The sequence below is a fragment of the Streptomyces anthophorae genome, from assembly GCF_049310305.1.
In the GTDB taxonomy this organism is placed as follows: domain Bacteria; phylum Actinomycetota; class Actinomycetes; order Streptomycetales; family Streptomycetaceae; genus Streptomyces.
Window position 1 is genome coordinate 8,674,961 of record NZ_JBLWQQ010000001.1, and the last position, 15,498, is coordinate 8,690,458.

At 72.8% G+C, this 15,498-nt stretch carries 18 protein-coding genes; 12 read left to right on the plus strand and 6 right to left on the minus strand.

Annotated features, from left to right (window positions below):
* The first annotated feature begins 23 nt into the window (after positions 1-23).
* The 12 genes from ACNYS0_RS39525 (at position 24) to hypE (ending at position 11,802) form a co-directional block, all read left to right on the plus strand.
* Complete coding sequence (locus ACNYS0_RS39525) at positions 24-2,708, plus strand: bifunctional acetate--CoA ligase family protein/GNAT family N-acetyltransferase (RefSeq protein WP_422481174.1); 2,685 nt, start codon at positions 24-26, stop codon at positions 2,706-2,708.
* A gap of 33 nt (positions 2,709-2,741) precedes the next feature.
* Positions 2,742-3,476 carry a CBS domain-containing protein gene (locus ACNYS0_RS39530; RefSeq protein ID WP_422481177.1) on the plus strand — a complete coding sequence of 245 codons (735 nt, stop codon included), beginning with the start codon at positions 2,742-2,744 and terminating at the stop codon, positions 3,474-3,476.
* Between the two features lie 15 nt (positions 3,477-3,491).
* Entirely contained in the window at positions 3,492-4,019 is a 528-nt protein-coding gene (locus ACNYS0_RS39535) for a flavodoxin domain-containing protein (RefSeq protein WP_422481179.1), read from the plus strand.
* A gap of 100 nt (positions 4,020-4,119) precedes the next feature.
* Complete coding sequence (locus ACNYS0_RS39540; protein ID WP_422481181.1) at positions 4,120-4,338, plus strand: hypothetical protein; 219 nt, start codon at positions 4,120-4,122, stop codon at positions 4,336-4,338.
* 123 nt (positions 4,339-4,461) lie between these two features.
* Positions 4,462-5,616: a 4Fe-4S dicluster domain-containing protein gene (locus tag ACNYS0_RS39545; RefSeq protein ID WP_422481183.1), complete on the plus strand. Its 1,155-nt coding sequence runs from the start codon at positions 4,462-4,464 to the stop codon at positions 5,614-5,616.
* A complete protein-coding gene (locus tag ACNYS0_RS39550; RefSeq protein WP_422481185.1) occupies positions 5,613-6,077 on the plus strand; it encodes a Crp/Fnr family transcriptional regulator in 465 nt (154 codons plus the stop codon). Before ACNYS0_RS39545 ends, ACNYS0_RS39550 begins: the two co-directional genes overlap by 4 nt.
* On the plus strand, positions 6,074-6,883 hold the full coding sequence (locus ACNYS0_RS39555; protein WP_422481187.1) for an FAD/NAD(P)-binding protein: 810 nt from the start codon (positions 6,074-6,076) through the stop codon (positions 6,881-6,883). Before ACNYS0_RS39550 ends, ACNYS0_RS39555 begins: the two co-directional genes overlap by 4 nt.
* Before the next feature lie 5 nt (positions 6,884-6,888).
* On the plus strand, positions 6,889-7,656 hold the full coding sequence (locus tag ACNYS0_RS39560; RefSeq protein WP_422481188.1) for an NADH-quinone oxidoreductase subunit B family protein: 768 nt from the start codon (positions 6,889-6,891) through the stop codon (positions 7,654-7,656).
* Positions 7,653-8,996 (plus strand): Ni/Fe hydrogenase subunit alpha, encoded by a 1,344-nt coding sequence (locus ACNYS0_RS39565; RefSeq protein ID WP_422481190.1) that lies wholly within the window; start codon positions 7,653-7,655, stop codon positions 8,994-8,996. Before ACNYS0_RS39560 ends, ACNYS0_RS39565 begins: the two co-directional genes overlap by 4 nt.
* A gap of 9 nt (positions 8,997-9,005) precedes the next feature.
* Positions 9,006-9,659: a CBS domain-containing protein gene (locus ACNYS0_RS39570; protein WP_422481192.1), complete on the plus strand. Its 654-nt coding sequence runs from the start codon at positions 9,006-9,008 to the stop codon at positions 9,657-9,659.
* Positions 9,656-10,771 carry a hydrogenase formation protein HypD gene (hypD, locus tag ACNYS0_RS39575; RefSeq protein WP_422481194.1) on the plus strand — a complete coding sequence of 372 codons (1,116 nt, stop codon included), beginning with the start codon at positions 9,656-9,658 and terminating at the stop codon, positions 10,769-10,771. Before ACNYS0_RS39570 ends, hypD begins: the two co-directional genes overlap by 4 nt.
* Positions 10,768-11,802, plus strand: coding sequence for a hydrogenase expression/formation protein HypE (gene hypE, locus ACNYS0_RS39580; protein ID WP_422481196.1), 1,035 nt, complete (start codon positions 10,768-10,770; stop codon positions 11,800-11,802). Before hypD ends, hypE begins: the two co-directional genes overlap by 4 nt.
* Positions 11,803-11,825: 23 nt before the next feature.
* On the opposite strand, the gene ACNYS0_RS39585 is transcribed toward hypE, so the two are convergent.
* The 6 genes from ACNYS0_RS39585 to ACNYS0_RS39610 all read right to left on the minus strand — a co-directional run bounded on the left by ACNYS0_RS39585 (position 11,826) and on the right by ACNYS0_RS39610 (position 15,496).
* Entirely contained in the window at positions 11,826-12,590 is a 765-nt protein-coding gene (locus ACNYS0_RS39585) for a GNAT family N-acetyltransferase (protein ID WP_422482892.1), read from the minus strand.
* An 85-nt stretch (positions 12,591-12,675) separates the two neighbouring features.
* The gene (locus ACNYS0_RS39590; protein WP_422481198.1) at positions 12,676-13,458 is read right to left on the minus strand and encodes a universal stress protein; all 783 of its coding nucleotides are present in this window, start codon (positions 13,456-13,458) and stop codon (positions 12,676-12,678) included.
* A 20-nt stretch (positions 13,459-13,478) separates the two neighbouring features.
* Positions 13,479-13,691 carry a DUF2180 family protein gene (locus ACNYS0_RS39595; protein ID WP_422481200.1) on the minus strand — a complete coding sequence of 71 codons (213 nt, stop codon included), beginning with the start codon at positions 13,689-13,691 and terminating at the stop codon, positions 13,479-13,481.
* Between the two features lie 25 nt (positions 13,692-13,716).
* Entirely contained in the window at positions 13,717-14,151 is a 435-nt protein-coding gene (locus tag ACNYS0_RS39600) for an Hsp20/alpha crystallin family protein (RefSeq protein ID WP_422481202.1), read from the minus strand.
* 147 nt (positions 14,152-14,298) lie between these two features.
* Positions 14,299-15,054: an FAD:protein FMN transferase gene (locus ACNYS0_RS39605; RefSeq protein ID WP_422481204.1), complete on the minus strand. Its 756-nt coding sequence runs from the start codon at positions 15,052-15,054 to the stop codon at positions 14,299-14,301.
* Positions 15,047-15,496, minus strand: coding sequence for an FMN-binding protein (locus tag ACNYS0_RS39610; RefSeq protein WP_422481206.1), 450 nt, complete (start codon positions 15,494-15,496; stop codon positions 15,047-15,049). The genes ACNYS0_RS39605 and ACNYS0_RS39610 overlap by 8 nt, the downstream gene beginning before the upstream one ends.
* Between the last annotated feature and the right edge of the window lie 2 nt (positions 15,497-15,498).

Sequence of the window (15,498 nt, forward strand, 5' to 3'; positions counted from 1 at the left end):
CCGCGAAGGACAGGGGAGAGGCCGTGGCCGAGACACACGCACTGCTCACCGACGGTACGACCGTCCGGATCCGGCCCGCCCGGGGTTCGGACCACGACGCGGTGCAGGGACTGTACGAGGAGATGTCGGACCAGAACCTGCGGCTGCGCTTCTTCGGCCTCAGCCGGAACTCGGCGCGGATGGCCGCGGACCGCATGTGCGCGACCCCGCGGCCGCCCGGTCACCGGGGCCTGCTCGCCGAGGTGCACGAACAGCTCGTGGGTGTCGCCGAGTACGAGCAGACCGCCGACTCGGACCTCGCGGAGATCGCACTGGCGGTGTCCGACGCCTGGCACCACCGGGGCGTGGGCACGCTGCTCCTTGAGCACCTGGCCGCCGCCGCGCGCGCCGAAGGCATCACCGCGTTCACCGCCGACGCCCTCGCGGAGAACCACGAGATGCTGAAGGTCTTCGCCGACCTGGGGATGCGCACAGCCCGCCGCTTCGACGGCCCCGAGGTGCACTGCACCGTACAACTCACCCAGGACGACAACTACTTGACGTCCGTGGAGGAGCGCGGCCGTGCGGCTGACGTGGCGAGCCTCGTGCCCCTGCTGCGGCCCCGCTCGGTGGCGGTGATCGGCGCAGGCCGCAAGCCCGGATCCGTCGGCAGGGCCATCCTGCGCAACCTGTGCTCCGGCGGATACACGGGACGCATCCACGTCGTCCACCCCCGGGCCACCACCATCCTCGGCGTGCACGCGAGCCCGTCGGTCGCCGCCCTGCCCACGCCACCGGACCTCGCCGTCGTGGCGGTCCCCGCCGCCGAGGTCGGTCCCGTGGCCGAGGAGTGCGGCAAGGCCGGAGTGCGCTCCCTGCTGGTCGTCACCGCCGGGCTCGACGCCGCGCAGGCCGCCGCGCTGCTGGCGACGTGCCGCGCGCACGGAATGCGCTGCGCCGGCCCCAACTGCCTGGGACTCGCCAACACCGAGCCGGGCCTGAGCCTCGACGCCACCTTCGCCGCCACGCACCCGCGCCCCGGCACCGCCGGCGTCGCGGTGCAGTCCGGAGGCGTCGGCATCGCGCTCCTGAGCGGCCTGGAACGACTCGGCATCGGGGTCTCCAGCTTCGTCTCCCTCGGCGACAAGTACGACGTCAGCGGCAACGATCTGTTGCAGTGGTGGGAGAGCGACGGCCGCACCGATCTGGCACTGCTGCACCTGGAGTCCTTCGGCAACCCGCGGGCGTTCTCCCGCACCGCGCGCCGGATCACCCGGCGGATGCCCGTGCTGACCGTGGACGCGGGACGCACCGAGGCCGGCCGGCGCGCGGCGGCCTCGCACACGGCCGCGGCGGCCACCCGCACCATGACACGCCAGGCCCTGTTCACCCAGGCCGGGATCACCGCGACCCGCACCATCCGCGAACTCCTGGACACCGCGGCCCTGTTGCACACCCAGCCGCTGCCGAGCGGGAGCCGGGTCGCCGTCGTGACCAACGCGGGAGGCGCGGGCGTACTCGCCGCCGATGCCTGCGCCGAGGCCGGGCTCGACCTGCCGGAGCTGCCCCCCGAACTCGCCGGGGACCTGCTGGCGGTCCTGCCCTCGGGCGCCACGGCCGCCAACCCCGTCGACGCCACGGCCGCCGTGTCCGAGGACGAGCTGCGGGCCTGCCTCGACCGGCTCGCCGACACCGGCGCGGTCGACGCCGTCCTGGTGGCCCTGGTGCCGACGGCGGTCGCCGCGGCCACCGGCGACGACCTCGTCCGCTCGCTGGCCCCCGCCCCGGGGGCCTGCGCACCGCGCGGCTCCCGAACGACCGCCGCGGTCCTCCTCGACCAGGGCGCCCCCGTACGCCTGCTGCCCGCCGGCGACGGACACGTCCCCGCGTACGCGGACCCGCAGTCCGCTGCCCGCGCCCTCGCGCACGCGGTGACCCGTGCCCGCCAACTCGCCCGGCCGCGCGGCACGGTGCCCGAGATCGCCGGCACCGACCGGGTTCGCGCCGAGGCGGTCGTGACCCAGTACCTCGCCGCGAACGAGGAGGGCGGCTGGCTCGACCCGCGCACCTGCGCCGAACTCCTCGGCTGCTACGGCATCCCGCAACTGCCCTGGGCCTGGGCCGAGACGGAGGACGACGCGGTGCTCGCGGCCGAACGCGTCAAGGGGCCCGGCGGCCTCGTCGTCCTCAAGGCCCACTGGCCCGGCCTGCTGCACAAGACGCAGGAGCACGCCGTCCACCTCGACCTGCGCGGTGATGCGCAGGTCCGCGCGGCCTGGCGGGACCTGGAGACCCGGTTCGCCGGACTCATGACCGGAGTGCTGGTGCAGCCGCTGGCCCAGCGCGGCACCGAACTGTTCGCCGGAGTCGTGCAGGACGCCGTGTTCGGCCCGCTGGTCCTGTTCGGGCTCGGCGGCACCGCGACCGATGTCCTCGCCGACCACGCGGCCCGCCTGGCCCCGCTCACCGACCACGATGTGCACGACCTGATCACCGCCCCGCGCTGTGCCCCACTGCTCTTCGGGCACGGCGGCGAGGGGCCGGTCGACCTGGAGGAGCTTGAGCGGCTCCTGCTGCGCCTGTCCACGATGGCGGGCGACCTTCCACAGCTGGCCGAGGCCGACCTCAACCCGGTGCTCGCCCGGAGCGACGGCGTGACGGTCCTGGACGCGCGGGTGCGGCTGACACCGGCCCGTCCCCAGGACCCGTATCTGCGTCGGCTGCGCTGACCGGCTCCGCACGATCCCGAAGGAGGCAAGAGGATGAAACACAGCAAGGTCGGCACCGTCATGGTGAGCGACGTCGTCCGGGCCACGTACGGCACCTCGTTCAAGGAAGTGGCACGCCTGCTCAGCGGCCACCGCATCAGCGGTCTCCCGGTCGTCGACGAGGACTCCCACGTCATCGGCGTCATCTCGGAGACCGACCTGTTGGCCAGGCAGGTACGGGCCGATGACGGCACGTACGGTCGTGCGCGCCGCATCCGGCTTCCCGCGCTCCACCGCGCCGCCCGCAAGGAGGCGCGCAGGGCGACCGCGCGCACCGCGGGCGCGCTGATGTCACAGCCGCCCGTCACGGTGCACGCCGAGGACACCATCGCCGAGGCCGCCCGCACCATGGCCCATCACAAGGTGGAGCGGCTGCCCGTGGTGGACGAGGAGGAACGCCTCGTCGGCATCGTCACCCGCCGTGATCTGCTCCAGACGTTCCTGCGGGCCGACTCGGACATCCGCCGCGAGGTGATCGACGAAGTGCTCGTGCGCAGCCTGTGGCTGTCACCACAGACCCTCTCCGTCCAGGTGCACGAGGGCGTCGTCACCCTGTCCGGACAGGTGGAGCGGATCAGCGAGAAGGAGATCGCGGCCCGCATGGCCGGCCACATCGACGGCGTCGTCGGCGTGGTGGACAAGCTGACGTACCGCCTCGACGACTCGCACCTGCGACCGGACAGCGACGCCCTGCACGGCATCGCGGACGACTGGCTGCGCAAGCTCTGAAGGAGGATGAGGACCATGGCGGATGCGACCCCCGCGGTGCTGGTCGCCTACGGGACGAAGAACGGCTCCACCGCCGAGATCGCCCGGCACATCGGTGACGTACTGAAGAAGGCGGGCTGCGCCGTCACGGTGCGTCCGGCGAACGACACACGGACGAAGGCCGAGGAGTACGACGCGGTGGTCCTCGGCGGCGGACTCTACGCGGGGCGGTGGCACCGCCACGCCCGCGCCTTCGCGCGCCGCAACTCCCGTGCGCTGGAGGGGCGCCCTGTGTGGCTGTTCAGCAGCGGTCCCCTGGACGCCTCGGCGGTGGAACGGGACATCCCGCCGACGCCCGGGGTGCGTCGCGTGGCGGACCGTATCGACGCGCGCGGGCACGTCACCTTCGGCGGACGCCTCGACGAGACCGCCCGGGGCCGCATGGCCCGGATGATCGTCAAGTCCGGCAAGGGCGGTGACTTCCGCGACTTCGAGCAGATCACCGCCTGGGCGGAGGGGATCGCCCGGGAGCTCGTCGAGCGGTCGGGCCAAAACGGCCGGTGACAGGGACCTTCGGCCCAGGACACGGGTTCCTGCGAGGTGGATTCTGATGGTGAGGGGCCTCGGGGCCTTGTCCCCGAGGCCCGCAGGGAGGAGGCACGGCATGTTCGCCATGTTGCTTCTGCTCGGAGCGGTGATCCTCGGGGCCGGTCTGGTGTTCGGCTTCCACGCCCCGATCATCGGCCTGATTCTGATGGCCGGCGGAATCATCGGTCTGACCACGCTCACGGGGGTGCGCCGGCTGCCGGGCGAGCGCGGGAAAGTCGTCGAGGAGCGGCACTACATCGGGGGCCCCGATCGCCGCGACGGCTACTGGCGCTGACCGACGACATCGGCTCGGCCGGGGAGGGCCCGGTGGCCGCATGAGGGCCGCTTGGCCCATATCCCCGAAGGACCCGGTGGCCGACGGTGGACACGGACCGGACACCCGACCAAGGAGGCGGCCATGGAGGCCACCGGAGCCACGTCCCTGCCCGACACCGGCGCCACCGCGGTCCTCGACCGGCACGGACTCGACGCCCTCGTCGCGGCCCTGATCGCCGACGGGCGCACCGTCGTCGGACCCACCGTGCGCGACGGCGCCGTGGTGCTCGCCGAGCTCGACGGCGCCCAGGCACTGCCCTGGGGGTGGGGGACCGAACTGGACGCCGGCCGCTACCGGTTGGTGCGCAGGGAGGACGGCTCGGCCTTCGCGCACACCTCGGGGCCCCAGTCCTGGAAGAGCTTCCTGCACCCGCAGCGCGAGAAGCAGTGGGACGCGGACCGCGACCCCGAAAGCGGCCGGCTGACCGTACGGCCGTCCGGTGCGGAGCAGCCCGCCTACGCCTTCCTCGGTGTCCGGCCCTGCGATCTGCGGGCCATCGCCATCCAGGACCGCGTCCTGGCCGGCGGGCACTTCAAGGACGACGGCTACGCGGCGCGGCGCGGGAAGGCGTTCCTCGTGGCCGTCGAGTGCACCGAGCCCGGCGAGACGTGCTTCTGCGTGTCGATGGGGAGCGGCCCCGGCGCCGACGCGGGGTTCGACCTCGCCCTGACCGAACTCGTCGACGGCGACCGCCACCGCTTCCTCGTACGCGTCGGAAGCGCGGACGGTGCCCGGATCCTGTCCCAAGTCCCGTGCACCGAGGCGGACATGGCCTCGACCGAGTCCGCCCGCTCCGCCGTCGACGCCGCCCGCGACCGGATGGGCCGGGCCATGCCCCCGGTCGACCTGCGGGCCCTGCTCGGCGCGAACCCGGACGCGGACCGCTGGGACGACGTCGCCGCACGCTGTCTGACCTGCGGCAACTGCACCATGGTCTGCCCCACCTGCTTCTGCACCACCACGGAGGAGGTCACCGACCTCACCGGTGACCACGCCGAGCGCTGGCAGCGCTGGGACTCCTGCTTCGACCTCGACTTCTCCCGGCTCCACGAAGGCCCGGTCCGCGCGACCCCGCGCAGCCGCTACCGGCAGTGGCTCACCCACAAACTCTCCACCTGGTACGACCAGTTCGACTCCACCGGCTGTGTGGGCTGCGGGCGCTGCATCACCTGGTGCCCCGTCGGCATCGACATCACCGAGGAAGTCGCGGCCATCGCAGAGGAGGCCCCACGATGATCGCAACGACGACACCCCGCATGGTCCAGGCACTCTCCGGCATCCACCGGGCCCGTCTCATGGGACTGGCACGGCAGGTCAACTTCCCCGAGGGGGCCCGGATCCTGGAGGAGGGCGCACACGCCGACCACTTCTGGATCATCCGCACCGGGACCGTCGCTCTCGACATGCACGTCCCCGGACGCCGTCCGGCCGTCATCGAATCCCTGGGATTCGGCGAACTCGTCGGCTGGTCCTGGCTCTTCGAACCGCACGTGTGGCAGCTGGGCGCCCAGACGATGAGCCCGGTGCGCGCCTACGAGTTCGACGCCGCGAAGGTCCGGGAGCTGTGCGCGAGCGACGCCGACTTCGGCCGGGAGGTCGAGCACTGGGTGGGCGAGGTCCTCGCCCACCGGCTGCTCGCCGCGCGCACCCGCCTCCTCGACCTGTACGCCCCGCACGGCAGCGGGCTGCCGCGATGAGCGCGGTCCCCGCTCCGTACCGGGTGGTCGAGCGGTGGGAGGAGACACGGGACACGGTCACCCTGCGCCTGGTCCCGACGGACGCGCCCCTGCCGCGCTTCACCCCGGGCCAGTTCGCCATGGTGTACGCGTTCGGGGTGGGGGAGATCCCGGTCTCGGTCAGTGTGATCGCCGAGTCCGGGGACGGTCTCGCCCACACGATCCGTGCCGTCGGCGCCGTGTCGGCGGCGCTGTGCGGCAAGCAGGTCGGTGACATCGTCGGGTTGCGCGGCCCCTTCGGCACCTCCTGGGAGGTGGAGAAGGCCCTCGGCCAGGACCTCGTGGTGGTCGCGGGAGGCATCGGGCTCGCGCCGCTGCGGCCGCTGATCCGGCACGCCGTCGCCGACCCGGGCGGCTACGGGCGCACGAACGTGCTCATCGGCGCCCGCACCCCGTCCGACCTCATCTGCCGTACGGAGACGGGGGAGTGGGCCACGGCGTACACCGGTGTCACCGTCGACCACCCCGAGACCTCCTGGCGCGGCGAGATCGGTCTGGTCACACGGCTCCTGGACGGCGCCCGCTTCGACCCGGCGCACACCACCGCGTTCGTGTGCGGGCCCGAGCCGATGATCCGGGCCACCGGCCGCGACCTCGTCCACCGGGGTGTGGCACCCGAGCGGATCCGCGTCTCCCTGGAACGCAACATGCGCTGCGCCACCGGACACTGCGGGCACTGCCAGCTCGGCCCGGTCCTGCTGTGCCGCGACGGCCCCGTCCTCGGCTACGACCGGGCCGCACCCCTCATGGCCGTCAGGGAGCTGTGACGACGATGACCGAGACCCCGACGCTCGCCGTGTTCAAGCTGGCCTCCTGCGACGGCTGTCAGCTCACCCTCCTGGACTGCGAGGACGAACTCCTCGCCCTCGCGGGCAAGGTCCGCGTCGCACACTTCCTGGAGGCGTCCAGTCAGGTGCTACCCGGTCCGTACGACCTCACGCTCGTCGAGGGCTCGATCACGACCGCCGCCGACGCCGCCCGCATCCGGGACATCCGCGAGGCCTCCCGCCACCTCGTCACCATCGGGGCCTGCGCGACAGCGGGCGGCATCCAGGCACTGCGCAACTTCGCCGATGTCGAGGAGTTCCGGCGCACCGTCTACGCGCGCCCCGACTACATCGAGACCCTGGCCACCTCCACCCCGGTCTCCGCCCATGTCGACGTCGACTTCGAACTGCGCGGCTGCCCCATCGACCGCCGTCAACTCATCGAGGTCAGCACGGCGTTCCTGGCCGGCCGCAAGCCCGACGTCCCCGACCACAGCGTGTGCTTCGAGTGCAAACGGCGCGGCACGGTGTGCGTCACCGTCGCCCACGGCACACCCTGCCTGGGGCCCGTCACCCACGCCGGATGCGGCGCGATCTGCCCCGCGTACGGGCGCGGCTGCTACGGCTGCTTCGGCCCCTCGGGATCGGTGAACCTGCCCGCACTCATCCCCGTGCTGCACCGCGACGGACTCGACGACCGGGACACCGAACGACTCCTGCACACCTTCAACGCCGCCGCGTTCGCCGCCTTCGACGAGGAGCCCAGGCCGTGACCCACCGTGGAACCCGTGTGCTGCACGTCGGCTCCCTCGCCCGCGTGGAGGGAGAAGGCGCCCTGCACCTCACCGTGGACGGCGAGGCGGTCACCGCGGCCCGGCTGCGGATCTACGAGCCCCCGCGCTTCTTCGAGGCGTTCCTGCGCGGCCGCGCCCACACCGAGCCGCCCGACATCACGGCCCGGGTGTGCGGCATCTGCCCGGTCGCCTACCAGATGAGCGCCTGCGCGGCGATCGAGGACGCCTGCGGCGTCCAAGTGCCTTACGAGATACAGGAGCTGCGACGGCTGCTGTACTGCGGCGAGTGGATCGAGAGCCAGACGCTGCACATTTATCTGTTGCACGCCCCCGACTTCCTCGGTCGCGACGGCGCCATCGACCTCGCCCGCACCCACCGCACCGACGTCGAGCGCGGACTGCGCCTGAAGCAGGCGGGCAACGCCCTGCTGGAGCTGCTCGGCGGGCGGGCGATCCACCCCGTCAACGTCCGCGTCGGAGGTTTCCATCGCGCCCCGGCCAAGGGCGAACTGCGCCCGCTCGCCGAGCAGTTGCGCCGCGCGCTCGACGACGCGTGGGCGACGGTGCGGTGGGTGACGGGATTCGACTTCCCCGACGCGACGAGCCCGTACGACCTCCTGGCCCTGTCCGAGCCGGACCGGTACGCCATCGACACGGGCACGCCCACCGTCCTCGCCCACGGCACCGACCGCACCCGCCGGTTCGCCCTCGCCGACTTCACCCACGAGGTCGTCGAGACACAGGTCCAGCACTCCACGGCCCTGCACGCCGCACTGCGCGGCCGGCGCCACCTCACCGGCTCCCTCGCGCGCTACGCGATCAACGGCGGGCTTCTGTCCCCCGCCGCGCTGGAAGCGGCACGGGAGGCCGGACTCGGGGACCCGCGCGCAGGGGACGTGTGCCGCAACCCGTTCCGCAGCATCCTCGTCCGGGCCGTGGAGGTCGTGTACGCCGTCGAGGAGGCCCTGCGCATCATCGACACCTACGAACCGCCCGCACGCCCCTGCGTCGAGGTGCCGCCGCGCGCGGGCGCCGGCCACGGAGCCACCGAGGCGCCCCGGGGTCTCCTCTACCACCGCTACGTACTCGACGCGGACGGCACCGTCACCGACGCCCGCCTCGTGCCGCCCACCTCCCAGAACCAGGGCGCGATCGAAGAGGACCTGCGCCGCATCGCCGAGGACGCCCTGGCACAAAACCACTGCGACGACGCGGAGTTGACGCACCTGTGCGAGCGCGCCATCCGCAACCACGACCCGTGCATCTCCTGCTCCACCCACTTCCTCGACCTCACCGTCGAGCGCGTGCCCGCCCCGTAGGAGGCTCCCGTGAACCACAGCCCGCACATCGTCAGTGACGTGATGACCCACACCGTGGTCGCGGTCGGGCGCGACGCCCCCTTCAAGGAGGTCGTCGAGCTGATGGAGCAGTGGAAGGTCAGCGCCGTCCCCGTCCTGGAGGGCGAGAGCCGGGTCGTCGGCGTCGTCTCCGAGGCGGACCTGCTGCCCAAGGAGGAGTTCCGGGACGCCGACCCGACCCGCTACGACCAGTTGCGCCGGCTGTCCGACCTGGCCAAGGCGGGCGCCGTGAGCGCGGGCGAGCTCATGTCCAGTCCCGCCGTCTGCGTGCGGGCCGACGCCACCCTCGCCGAGGCCGCCCGCATCATGGCCCACCGCAAGGTCAAGCGGCTGCCGGTCGTCAACGCCGAAGGCATGCTCGAAGGCGTCGTCAGCCGCTCCGACCTGCTGAAGGTCTTCCTGCGCAGCGACACCGACATCGAGGAGGAGGTGCGGCGCACGGTCGCCGCGTACCTGTTCCCGGACCAGCCGGTGACCGTCACGGTCACCGAGGGCGTCGTCACCTTCGGAGGAACGCTGGCCAACCGCAATCTGGTGCCCGTGGCCGCCCGGCTCGCCCGGGCCGTCGAAGGAGTGGTGGACATCCGCATGGACTTCACCGACCCGTCCTCGAAGCCGCGATGAAGTACCTGGACGAGTACCGCGATCCCGCCCTGGCCCGGCGGCTGCTCGCCGAACTGACGGCCGCGGCGAGCAGGCCCTGGCGGATCATGGAGGTGTGCGGCGGCCAGACGCACACCCTCGTCCGCCAGGGCATCGATGAACTGCTGCCCGCGGGCATCCGGATGATCCACGGACCTGGCTGCCCGGTCTGCGTCACCCCGCTGGAGACCCTGGACCGGGCCATGTCCATCGCCGCCCGCCCCGGTGTCGTGTTCACGAGCTTCGGCGACATGCTGCGCGTGCCCGGGTCGACGACGGACCTGCTGTCGCTGCGGGCCCGGGGCGCGGACGTCCGCGTCGTCTACAGTCCGATGGAGGCCGTCCGCCTCGCCGCCGAACACCCGGACAGCGAGGTCGTGTTCCTCGCGGTCGGCTTCGAGACGACCGCCCCCGCCAACGCCATGGCCGTGCTCCAGGCGGAGCGGCTCGGCCTGGCGAACTTCTCGCTCCTGGTCAGCCACGTCCTCGTACCGCCCGCCATGACGGCTCTGCTCGACGACCCCGACTGCGAGGTGCAGGCCTTCCTCGCCGCCGGGCACGTCTGCGCGGTCATGGGCTGGAGGGCGTACGAACCGATCGCCGCCCGTTACGAGGTGCCCATCGTCGTCACCGGGTTCGAGCCGCTCGACCTCCTGGAGGGCGTCCTCATGGCCGTGCGGCAGCTGGAGCGCGGGCGGCACACCGTCGAGAACCAGTACGCGCGCGCCGTACGCCGCGACGGAAACACCGCGGCTCAGCAGGCGGTGTCCCGCGTCTTCCGCGTCACCGACCGCGCCTGGCGCGGCATCGGCGTCCTGCCCGCCAGCGGACTCGAACTCGCCGCGTCCTACGAGCGGTTCGATGCCGCCCGCCGCTTCGACGTCGCGGACCTGCGCCCGGTCGAGGACCCCGTCTGCATCGCGGGCGCCATCCTGACCGGTGCGGCACTGCCCACCGATTGCCCCGCGTACGGCACCCGTTGCACACCCCGTACCCCGCTCGGCGCCCCGATGGTGTCCACGGAAGGCACCTGCGCGGCCTTCCACACCGCCGGCCGCACCCGGGCCGAGTCCACCACGAGGAGCACACCATGACCCCGGCCTGCCCCGCGCCGCACCACGACGAGGAGACCTTGCTGCTGGGCCACGGCGCGGGTGGGCGGCTGACCGCCGAGCTCCTCGGCGAGGTGGTGCTGCCCGCCCTCGGTGCTCCGCCGGACGGGATCCTGGAGGACGCGGCCCCGCTGCCCGGCGACGGTCAACTGGTGCTGTCCACAGACGGGTTCGTGGTCGACCCCCTGGTCTTCCCCGGCGGCGACATCGGCTCGCTCGCCGTCCACGGCACCGTCAACGACCTCGCCATGCGCGGGGCGCTGCCGGTCGCCCTCGCCCTCGCGGTCATCGCCGAGGAGGGGCTCCCGCTCGCCGAACTGCGGGCCGTCCTGCACTCCGCGGGCAAGGCGGCGCGCGATGCCGACGTCCCGGTGATCACCGGTGACACCAAGGTCGTCGGACGAGGTGCGGCGGACCGTCTCTTCCTGACGACCACCGGCGTCGGGCGCCGGATCCCCGGCCTCCAGCCGTCCGCCGCCCGCGCCAGGCCCGGCGACCAGGTCCTCGTCTCGGGCCCCATAGGGCTGCACGGAACGGCCGTGCTCTCCACCCGCGAGGGATTCGGCTTCGAGACCGCCATCGCATCCGACACCCGACCGCTGCACCGGCTGGTCGCCGCGCTCGCCCCCTTGGGCCCCGACGTCCACGTGCTGCGCGACCCGACCCGCGGCGGACTCGCCGCCGTGCTGAACGAGATCGCCCGGGACGCCCGGGTCGGCGTCGAGATCGAGGAGAGCGTGCTGCCCGTGCCGACCGAAGTGGCGGCGGCCTGCGACCTGTTGGGCCTCGACCCCCTGGTCGTCGCCAACGAGGGCTGCTTCGTCGCGTTCGTGGCGCGGAGCTCGGCCGAGGCGGCGCTGGAGGCGCTGCGCGGGCTGCCGGAGGGCTGGAACGCCACCTGGATCGGGCAGGCGGTCGCGGACCGGCCCGAAAAGGTGACCCTGCGCACCCTCGTCGGCTCGCAGCGCATCGTGGACATGCCGTTGGGGGAGCAACTGCCGCGTATTTGCTGAGGGGTGTACTCGCCGGGGCCCGGTCAAGCGGTGACGGCGTGTTCGGTGAAGCGACCGCAGGTGCGGAATCCCAGCCTGCGGTAGACGGGCTCGCCGTCCCGCGACGCTTGCAGGACCGCGATCCTGTGGTCGCGGTCGCGGGCGGTGTGGAGCGCGGCGAGCGTCATGGCACCGCCGTAGCCGCGCCGGCGGTGGGCGGTCAGGGTGCTGATGTTGTAGATCCCGGCCACCGCGGCATGCCGGAACACCTCGGCCGAGCAGACCGCACGGCCGTCCACGTAGCCGACCAGATAGCGGGCCGGGCTGTGCGCGGCGAGGGCCTGCGGGGCGGCTTGGGCGAAGAAGCGGCGGACCGTGTCGGCGGGCGGGTCCCAGTTCGCGGCGAGGACGGTGGCGTAGTCGGCGAGCTGCTCGGGCGTGGCCACCGCCCGGATGTCAAGGCCGGGCGCGGCGGGGAGCGGCAGGCTGTCGTCCAGCTCGGCCCACATCGCCGTCTCGCGCTCGGCCACCGGCAGGCCCGCCGCCGTCAGGCGGTCGCTGAGGTCCGGCGGCGTGGAGGCGGGCCCGACCCACCAGGAGAACGGGCGCCCGGTGCGCGCCAGCGCCCGTGATGTCTCGGCGATGCGGGTCGTCGCCGTGCCGTCGGTGAAGCGGGCCGCGGCCACGATGTTGAAGGTGTCGTCGTGCAGGCCGCTGTCGGCGAGCAGGAGGTCTTCGGCCTCCGTGACGGTCGCACCGGCCATGCTCCGGTGCAGGTGGCAGGCGTGCTCCGCCAGATTCCGCTCCATCTTGTCCATCAGGTCCGCGGGCTCGAGGCAATCGTCGTTCACAAGGAACGACCCCAACATGTCCGGGTGCAGAACGCACGTGAATTCACTCCGGCACCACGGCCACCGCCGCACGCGTCCCGGCGAGGAGCCGCGTGGTCGCCGGGCCGAGCCGCTGCCCGCGCCGGCCGACCACCAGCAGCCGGGCCCGCTCGGACGCCAGGAGCAGCGCGCGCTCCGGCGGAAGCAGCACGACGTCCTCCAGGACACGGACCTCCGGATACTTCTCCTCCCAGGGGCGCAGGGTGTCGGACAGCGACTGCACCTCCTGGTCCTCCCATGTGGCCCGGTCCGCCTCCAACGGAGGCAGCGGGCCGGTCGGCACCGGCGGCTTCCACGCCCGGATCGCGCGCAGCCCGGTAGCCCGGTCCCGGGCGCGCTCGAAGGCGAACTCCAGCGCCCGTTCGGCCGGGTGCGGGGCGTCCACCCCCACGGCGATCCGGCCCATGAGGCGGGACGCCTCCGCCGAGGGCCGAACCGGCACGAGCACGACGGGGCCCGGGCACCTCTCGGCCACGGCGCGGGCGACGGACCCCGCGCGGAGCCCGGCGCCGTGCACACCGAGGACGAGCAGGTCCGCGTCGCGTGCCTGCTCCAGGAGCCGCCGGACGGGCGGGCCGTCGGTGTGCACGGGGTCGACCGCCGGCGCAGGGTGGGTCGCCGACAGCTTACGAACCGTGCGGGCACTCTGGTCGGCGGCGCCGGGCATTCCCGCATGCACCACCCGCAGCACCGCCCGGGTGAGCAGTGCCTCTTCGGCCGCCCACTCGGCGGCGGCATCGGCATGCACCGAACCGTCGACCCCGACCACAACGCACCGCACGGTCATCGCCGTCCCTTTCCTGCTTGCTACTCGGCCACCTCGGCGTGGTGACAGACGTCGCACGTCAGGTGACGTGCGAGGGCATGGCTCTCGCTGAGCCCCGTGCCTGCCGTCCGCGGGACGGAGACATGGCCGACGTGCGCGTGCTGAACGCAGATGCCTGCCCCGCAACGTCGGCACACCGCCACAGCGGACACCGATGTGTCCGCTGCGGCGCAGTCGTAGCAGTTCATGGACATCCTCTCCGTGTGAGGGACCCCGGGCTCAGCCGCTCGCGGGGCGCACGGGAATCGTCCGGGTGTCGGCCTTCGCGGTCTGGGCCAGGGGAACGGTCACCATGAGGATGCCGTCCTTGTACTCGGCCTTCGCCTCCTCCCAACGCGTTCCCGAGGGGAGCCGCACGGCGCGGGCGTAACTGCCGTAGCGGAATTCCGTGTGGCGCTTCTGTGCCGTCTGGGCCGTGCGCTCCGCGCGCAGCGTCAGGACATCGCCGGTGACACTGATCTCGATGTCCTTCTCCGGGTCGAGGCCCGGCAGTTCGGCGGACAAGGTGTACCCGTCGTCCGTGAGCTGCTCCTCGATGCGGATGCCGTGCAGCGAGGGAGCGGCACGGTGCGCGGGCAGGCCGCCGAGCCCCGATTCGATCCAGTCGAACAGATCGGGCAGCATCGGAGGCCGCCATTCGAGCATGCCGGTCATGTGGAACCTCCCATCCGGTTCAGTACCGGTTCACTGGGCCGGTCACCTTCAGGGTCCCGCCGACGGCGCCGTCGGCCCAGGGCCGTATCGGCCCGAATGCGGGACGTGTGGCCCCTCCCGCGAGGGCCCTTCCCGCGAGCCGACAGGTCAGGGAGCGCAGGGAGCCGGGCCGCGTGTCGCCCAGGTCGCGCCGGACGTCGTGACCGCGAAGGCCGTGACTCCGGGAAGCCGCTCCAGCCACTCCTGTGCTTGAACTCCCCGTGCGTACGCGGCCGTTGCGAGGACGTCCGCGTCGGTGAGGGACTCGCACACCACGGTGAGCGAGGCGAGTGTGCCGGTGACCGGTTCCCGGGTGCTCGGGTCGACGATGTGGCAGCCGCGTTCGGCGGGGCCCGAGGTGGCGATGGCGAGTGGGCCCGCGGCGGACTCGATGTGTGCGGCGATCTTCCCCGAAATCAGGGGGTGACTGATCCCGATGCGCCAGGGCCCGCCGTGCAGTTGGACGTCCCCTCCGCCGTTGAGGCAGACGTTCTCGGCGCCCGCTTCCCGCAGCAGCCGCACCGCGCGCTCCACCGCCCAGCCCTTGACCACGCCGCTGGGATCGAAGACGCCCGAATGCCACGCGGAGAACCAGCCGTCGGTACGACGGTGGGCGTCCTCGCACAGGGACAGGACCTCGTTCAGCTCGTCCCGCCACGCCTCGGGCACCGGCTCTCCCCGCCGGACCCGGCACACCGCGCTGTCCTCCCGGAACGGGGAGAAGGCCGCGTCGATGTGGTGAAGCAGCGCCTCGGCCTCGTCGAGGGCGCGCGTGAGCCGGGGTGTCGGTGCCGCGCGCACGGCGCAGGAGAAGACCGTGCCCATGGTGTGCACCACCCGGTGGAGCGTGTCGCTGTCACGCATGGGCCTGGTCCAGCGCGCTCTGAAGGGAGTTGATGTAGCCCTCGCTGGTGTAGGTGGCTCCGGACACCGCGTCGATCCGGGCGCTCTGGGCGTCGAGGGTCTCCTGTACGAGGGTCGGTACCGCGGACACGTTGATCTGCCGGCTGTGCGGATCGCCGCTCGGCTGCTGCACGGCCCGGGCCGCCGTGATCTTCGAACCGTCGAGTGTCAGCTCCACCTGCACGGGACCGTAGCGGGTCCGGACGGTGGGACCGGTGACCGTGCGCGTACCGGAGGAGCCCGAGGAACCAGAGGATCCGGACGAGCTGCTCGTGGAGGGTGCGGAGGCGGACGGCGTGGTCGCCGAAGCCGGGTGGTGCGGCTTGAGGGACAGGGCGAGAACCGTCACGGCGACCGTGGACACGCAGGTCAGGACCGTGCGGCGGACGGAATGGGCGCGCATGC

Coding starts and splice junctions, on each gene's coding strand:
- ACNYS0_RS39530 (WP_422481177.1), top strand. CDS start 2,742: ATGAAACACAGCAAGGTCGGCACCGTCATGGTGAGCGACGTCGTCCGG.
- ACNYS0_RS39535 (WP_422481179.1), top strand. CDS start 3,492: ATGGCGGATGCGACCCCCGCGGTGCTGGTCGCCTACGGGACGAAGAAC.
- ACNYS0_RS39540 (WP_422481181.1), top strand. CDS start 4,120: ATGTTCGCCATGTTGCTTCTGCTCGGAGCGGTGATCCTCGGGGCCGGT.
- ACNYS0_RS39545 (WP_422481183.1), top strand. CDS start 4,462: ATGGAGGCCACCGGAGCCACGTCCCTGCCCGACACCGGCGCCACCGCG.
- ACNYS0_RS39550 (WP_422481185.1), top strand. CDS start 5,613: ATGATCGCAACGACGACACCCCGCATGGTCCAGGCACTCTCCGGCATC.
- ACNYS0_RS39555 (WP_422481187.1), top strand. CDS start 6,074: ATGAGCGCGGTCCCCGCTCCGTACCGGGTGGTCGAGCGGTGGGAGGAG.
- ACNYS0_RS39560 (WP_422481188.1), top strand. CDS start 6,889: ATGACCGAGACCCCGACGCTCGCCGTGTTCAAGCTGGCCTCCTGCGAC.
- hypD (WP_422481194.1), top strand. CDS start 9,656: ATGAAGTACCTGGACGAGTACCGCGATCCCGCCCTGGCCCGGCGGCTG.
- hypE (WP_422481196.1), top strand. CDS start 10,768: ATGACCCCGGCCTGCCCCGCGCCGCACCACGACGAGGAGACCTTGCTG.
- ACNYS0_RS39585 (WP_422482892.1), bottom strand. CDS start 12,590: ATGGAGCGGAATCTGGCGGAGCACGCCTGCCACCTGCACCGGAGCATG.
- ACNYS0_RS39590 (WP_422481198.1), bottom strand. CDS start 13,458: ATGACCGTGCGGTGCGTTGTGGTCGGGGTCGACGGTTCGGTGCATGCC.
- ACNYS0_RS39595 (WP_422481200.1), bottom strand. CDS start 13,691: ATGTCCATGAACTGCTACGACTGCGCCGCAGCGGACACATCGGTGTCC.
- ACNYS0_RS39600 (WP_422481202.1), bottom strand. CDS start 14,151: ATGACCGGCATGCTCGAATGGCGGCCTCCGATGCTGCCCGATCTGTTC.
- ACNYS0_RS39605 (WP_422481204.1), bottom strand. CDS start 15,054: ATGCGTGACAGCGACACGCTCCACCGGGTGGTGCACACCATGGGCACG.
- ACNYS0_RS39610 (WP_422481206.1), bottom strand. CDS start 15,496: ATGCGCGCCCATTCCGTCCGCCGCACGGTCCTGACCTGCGTGTCCACG.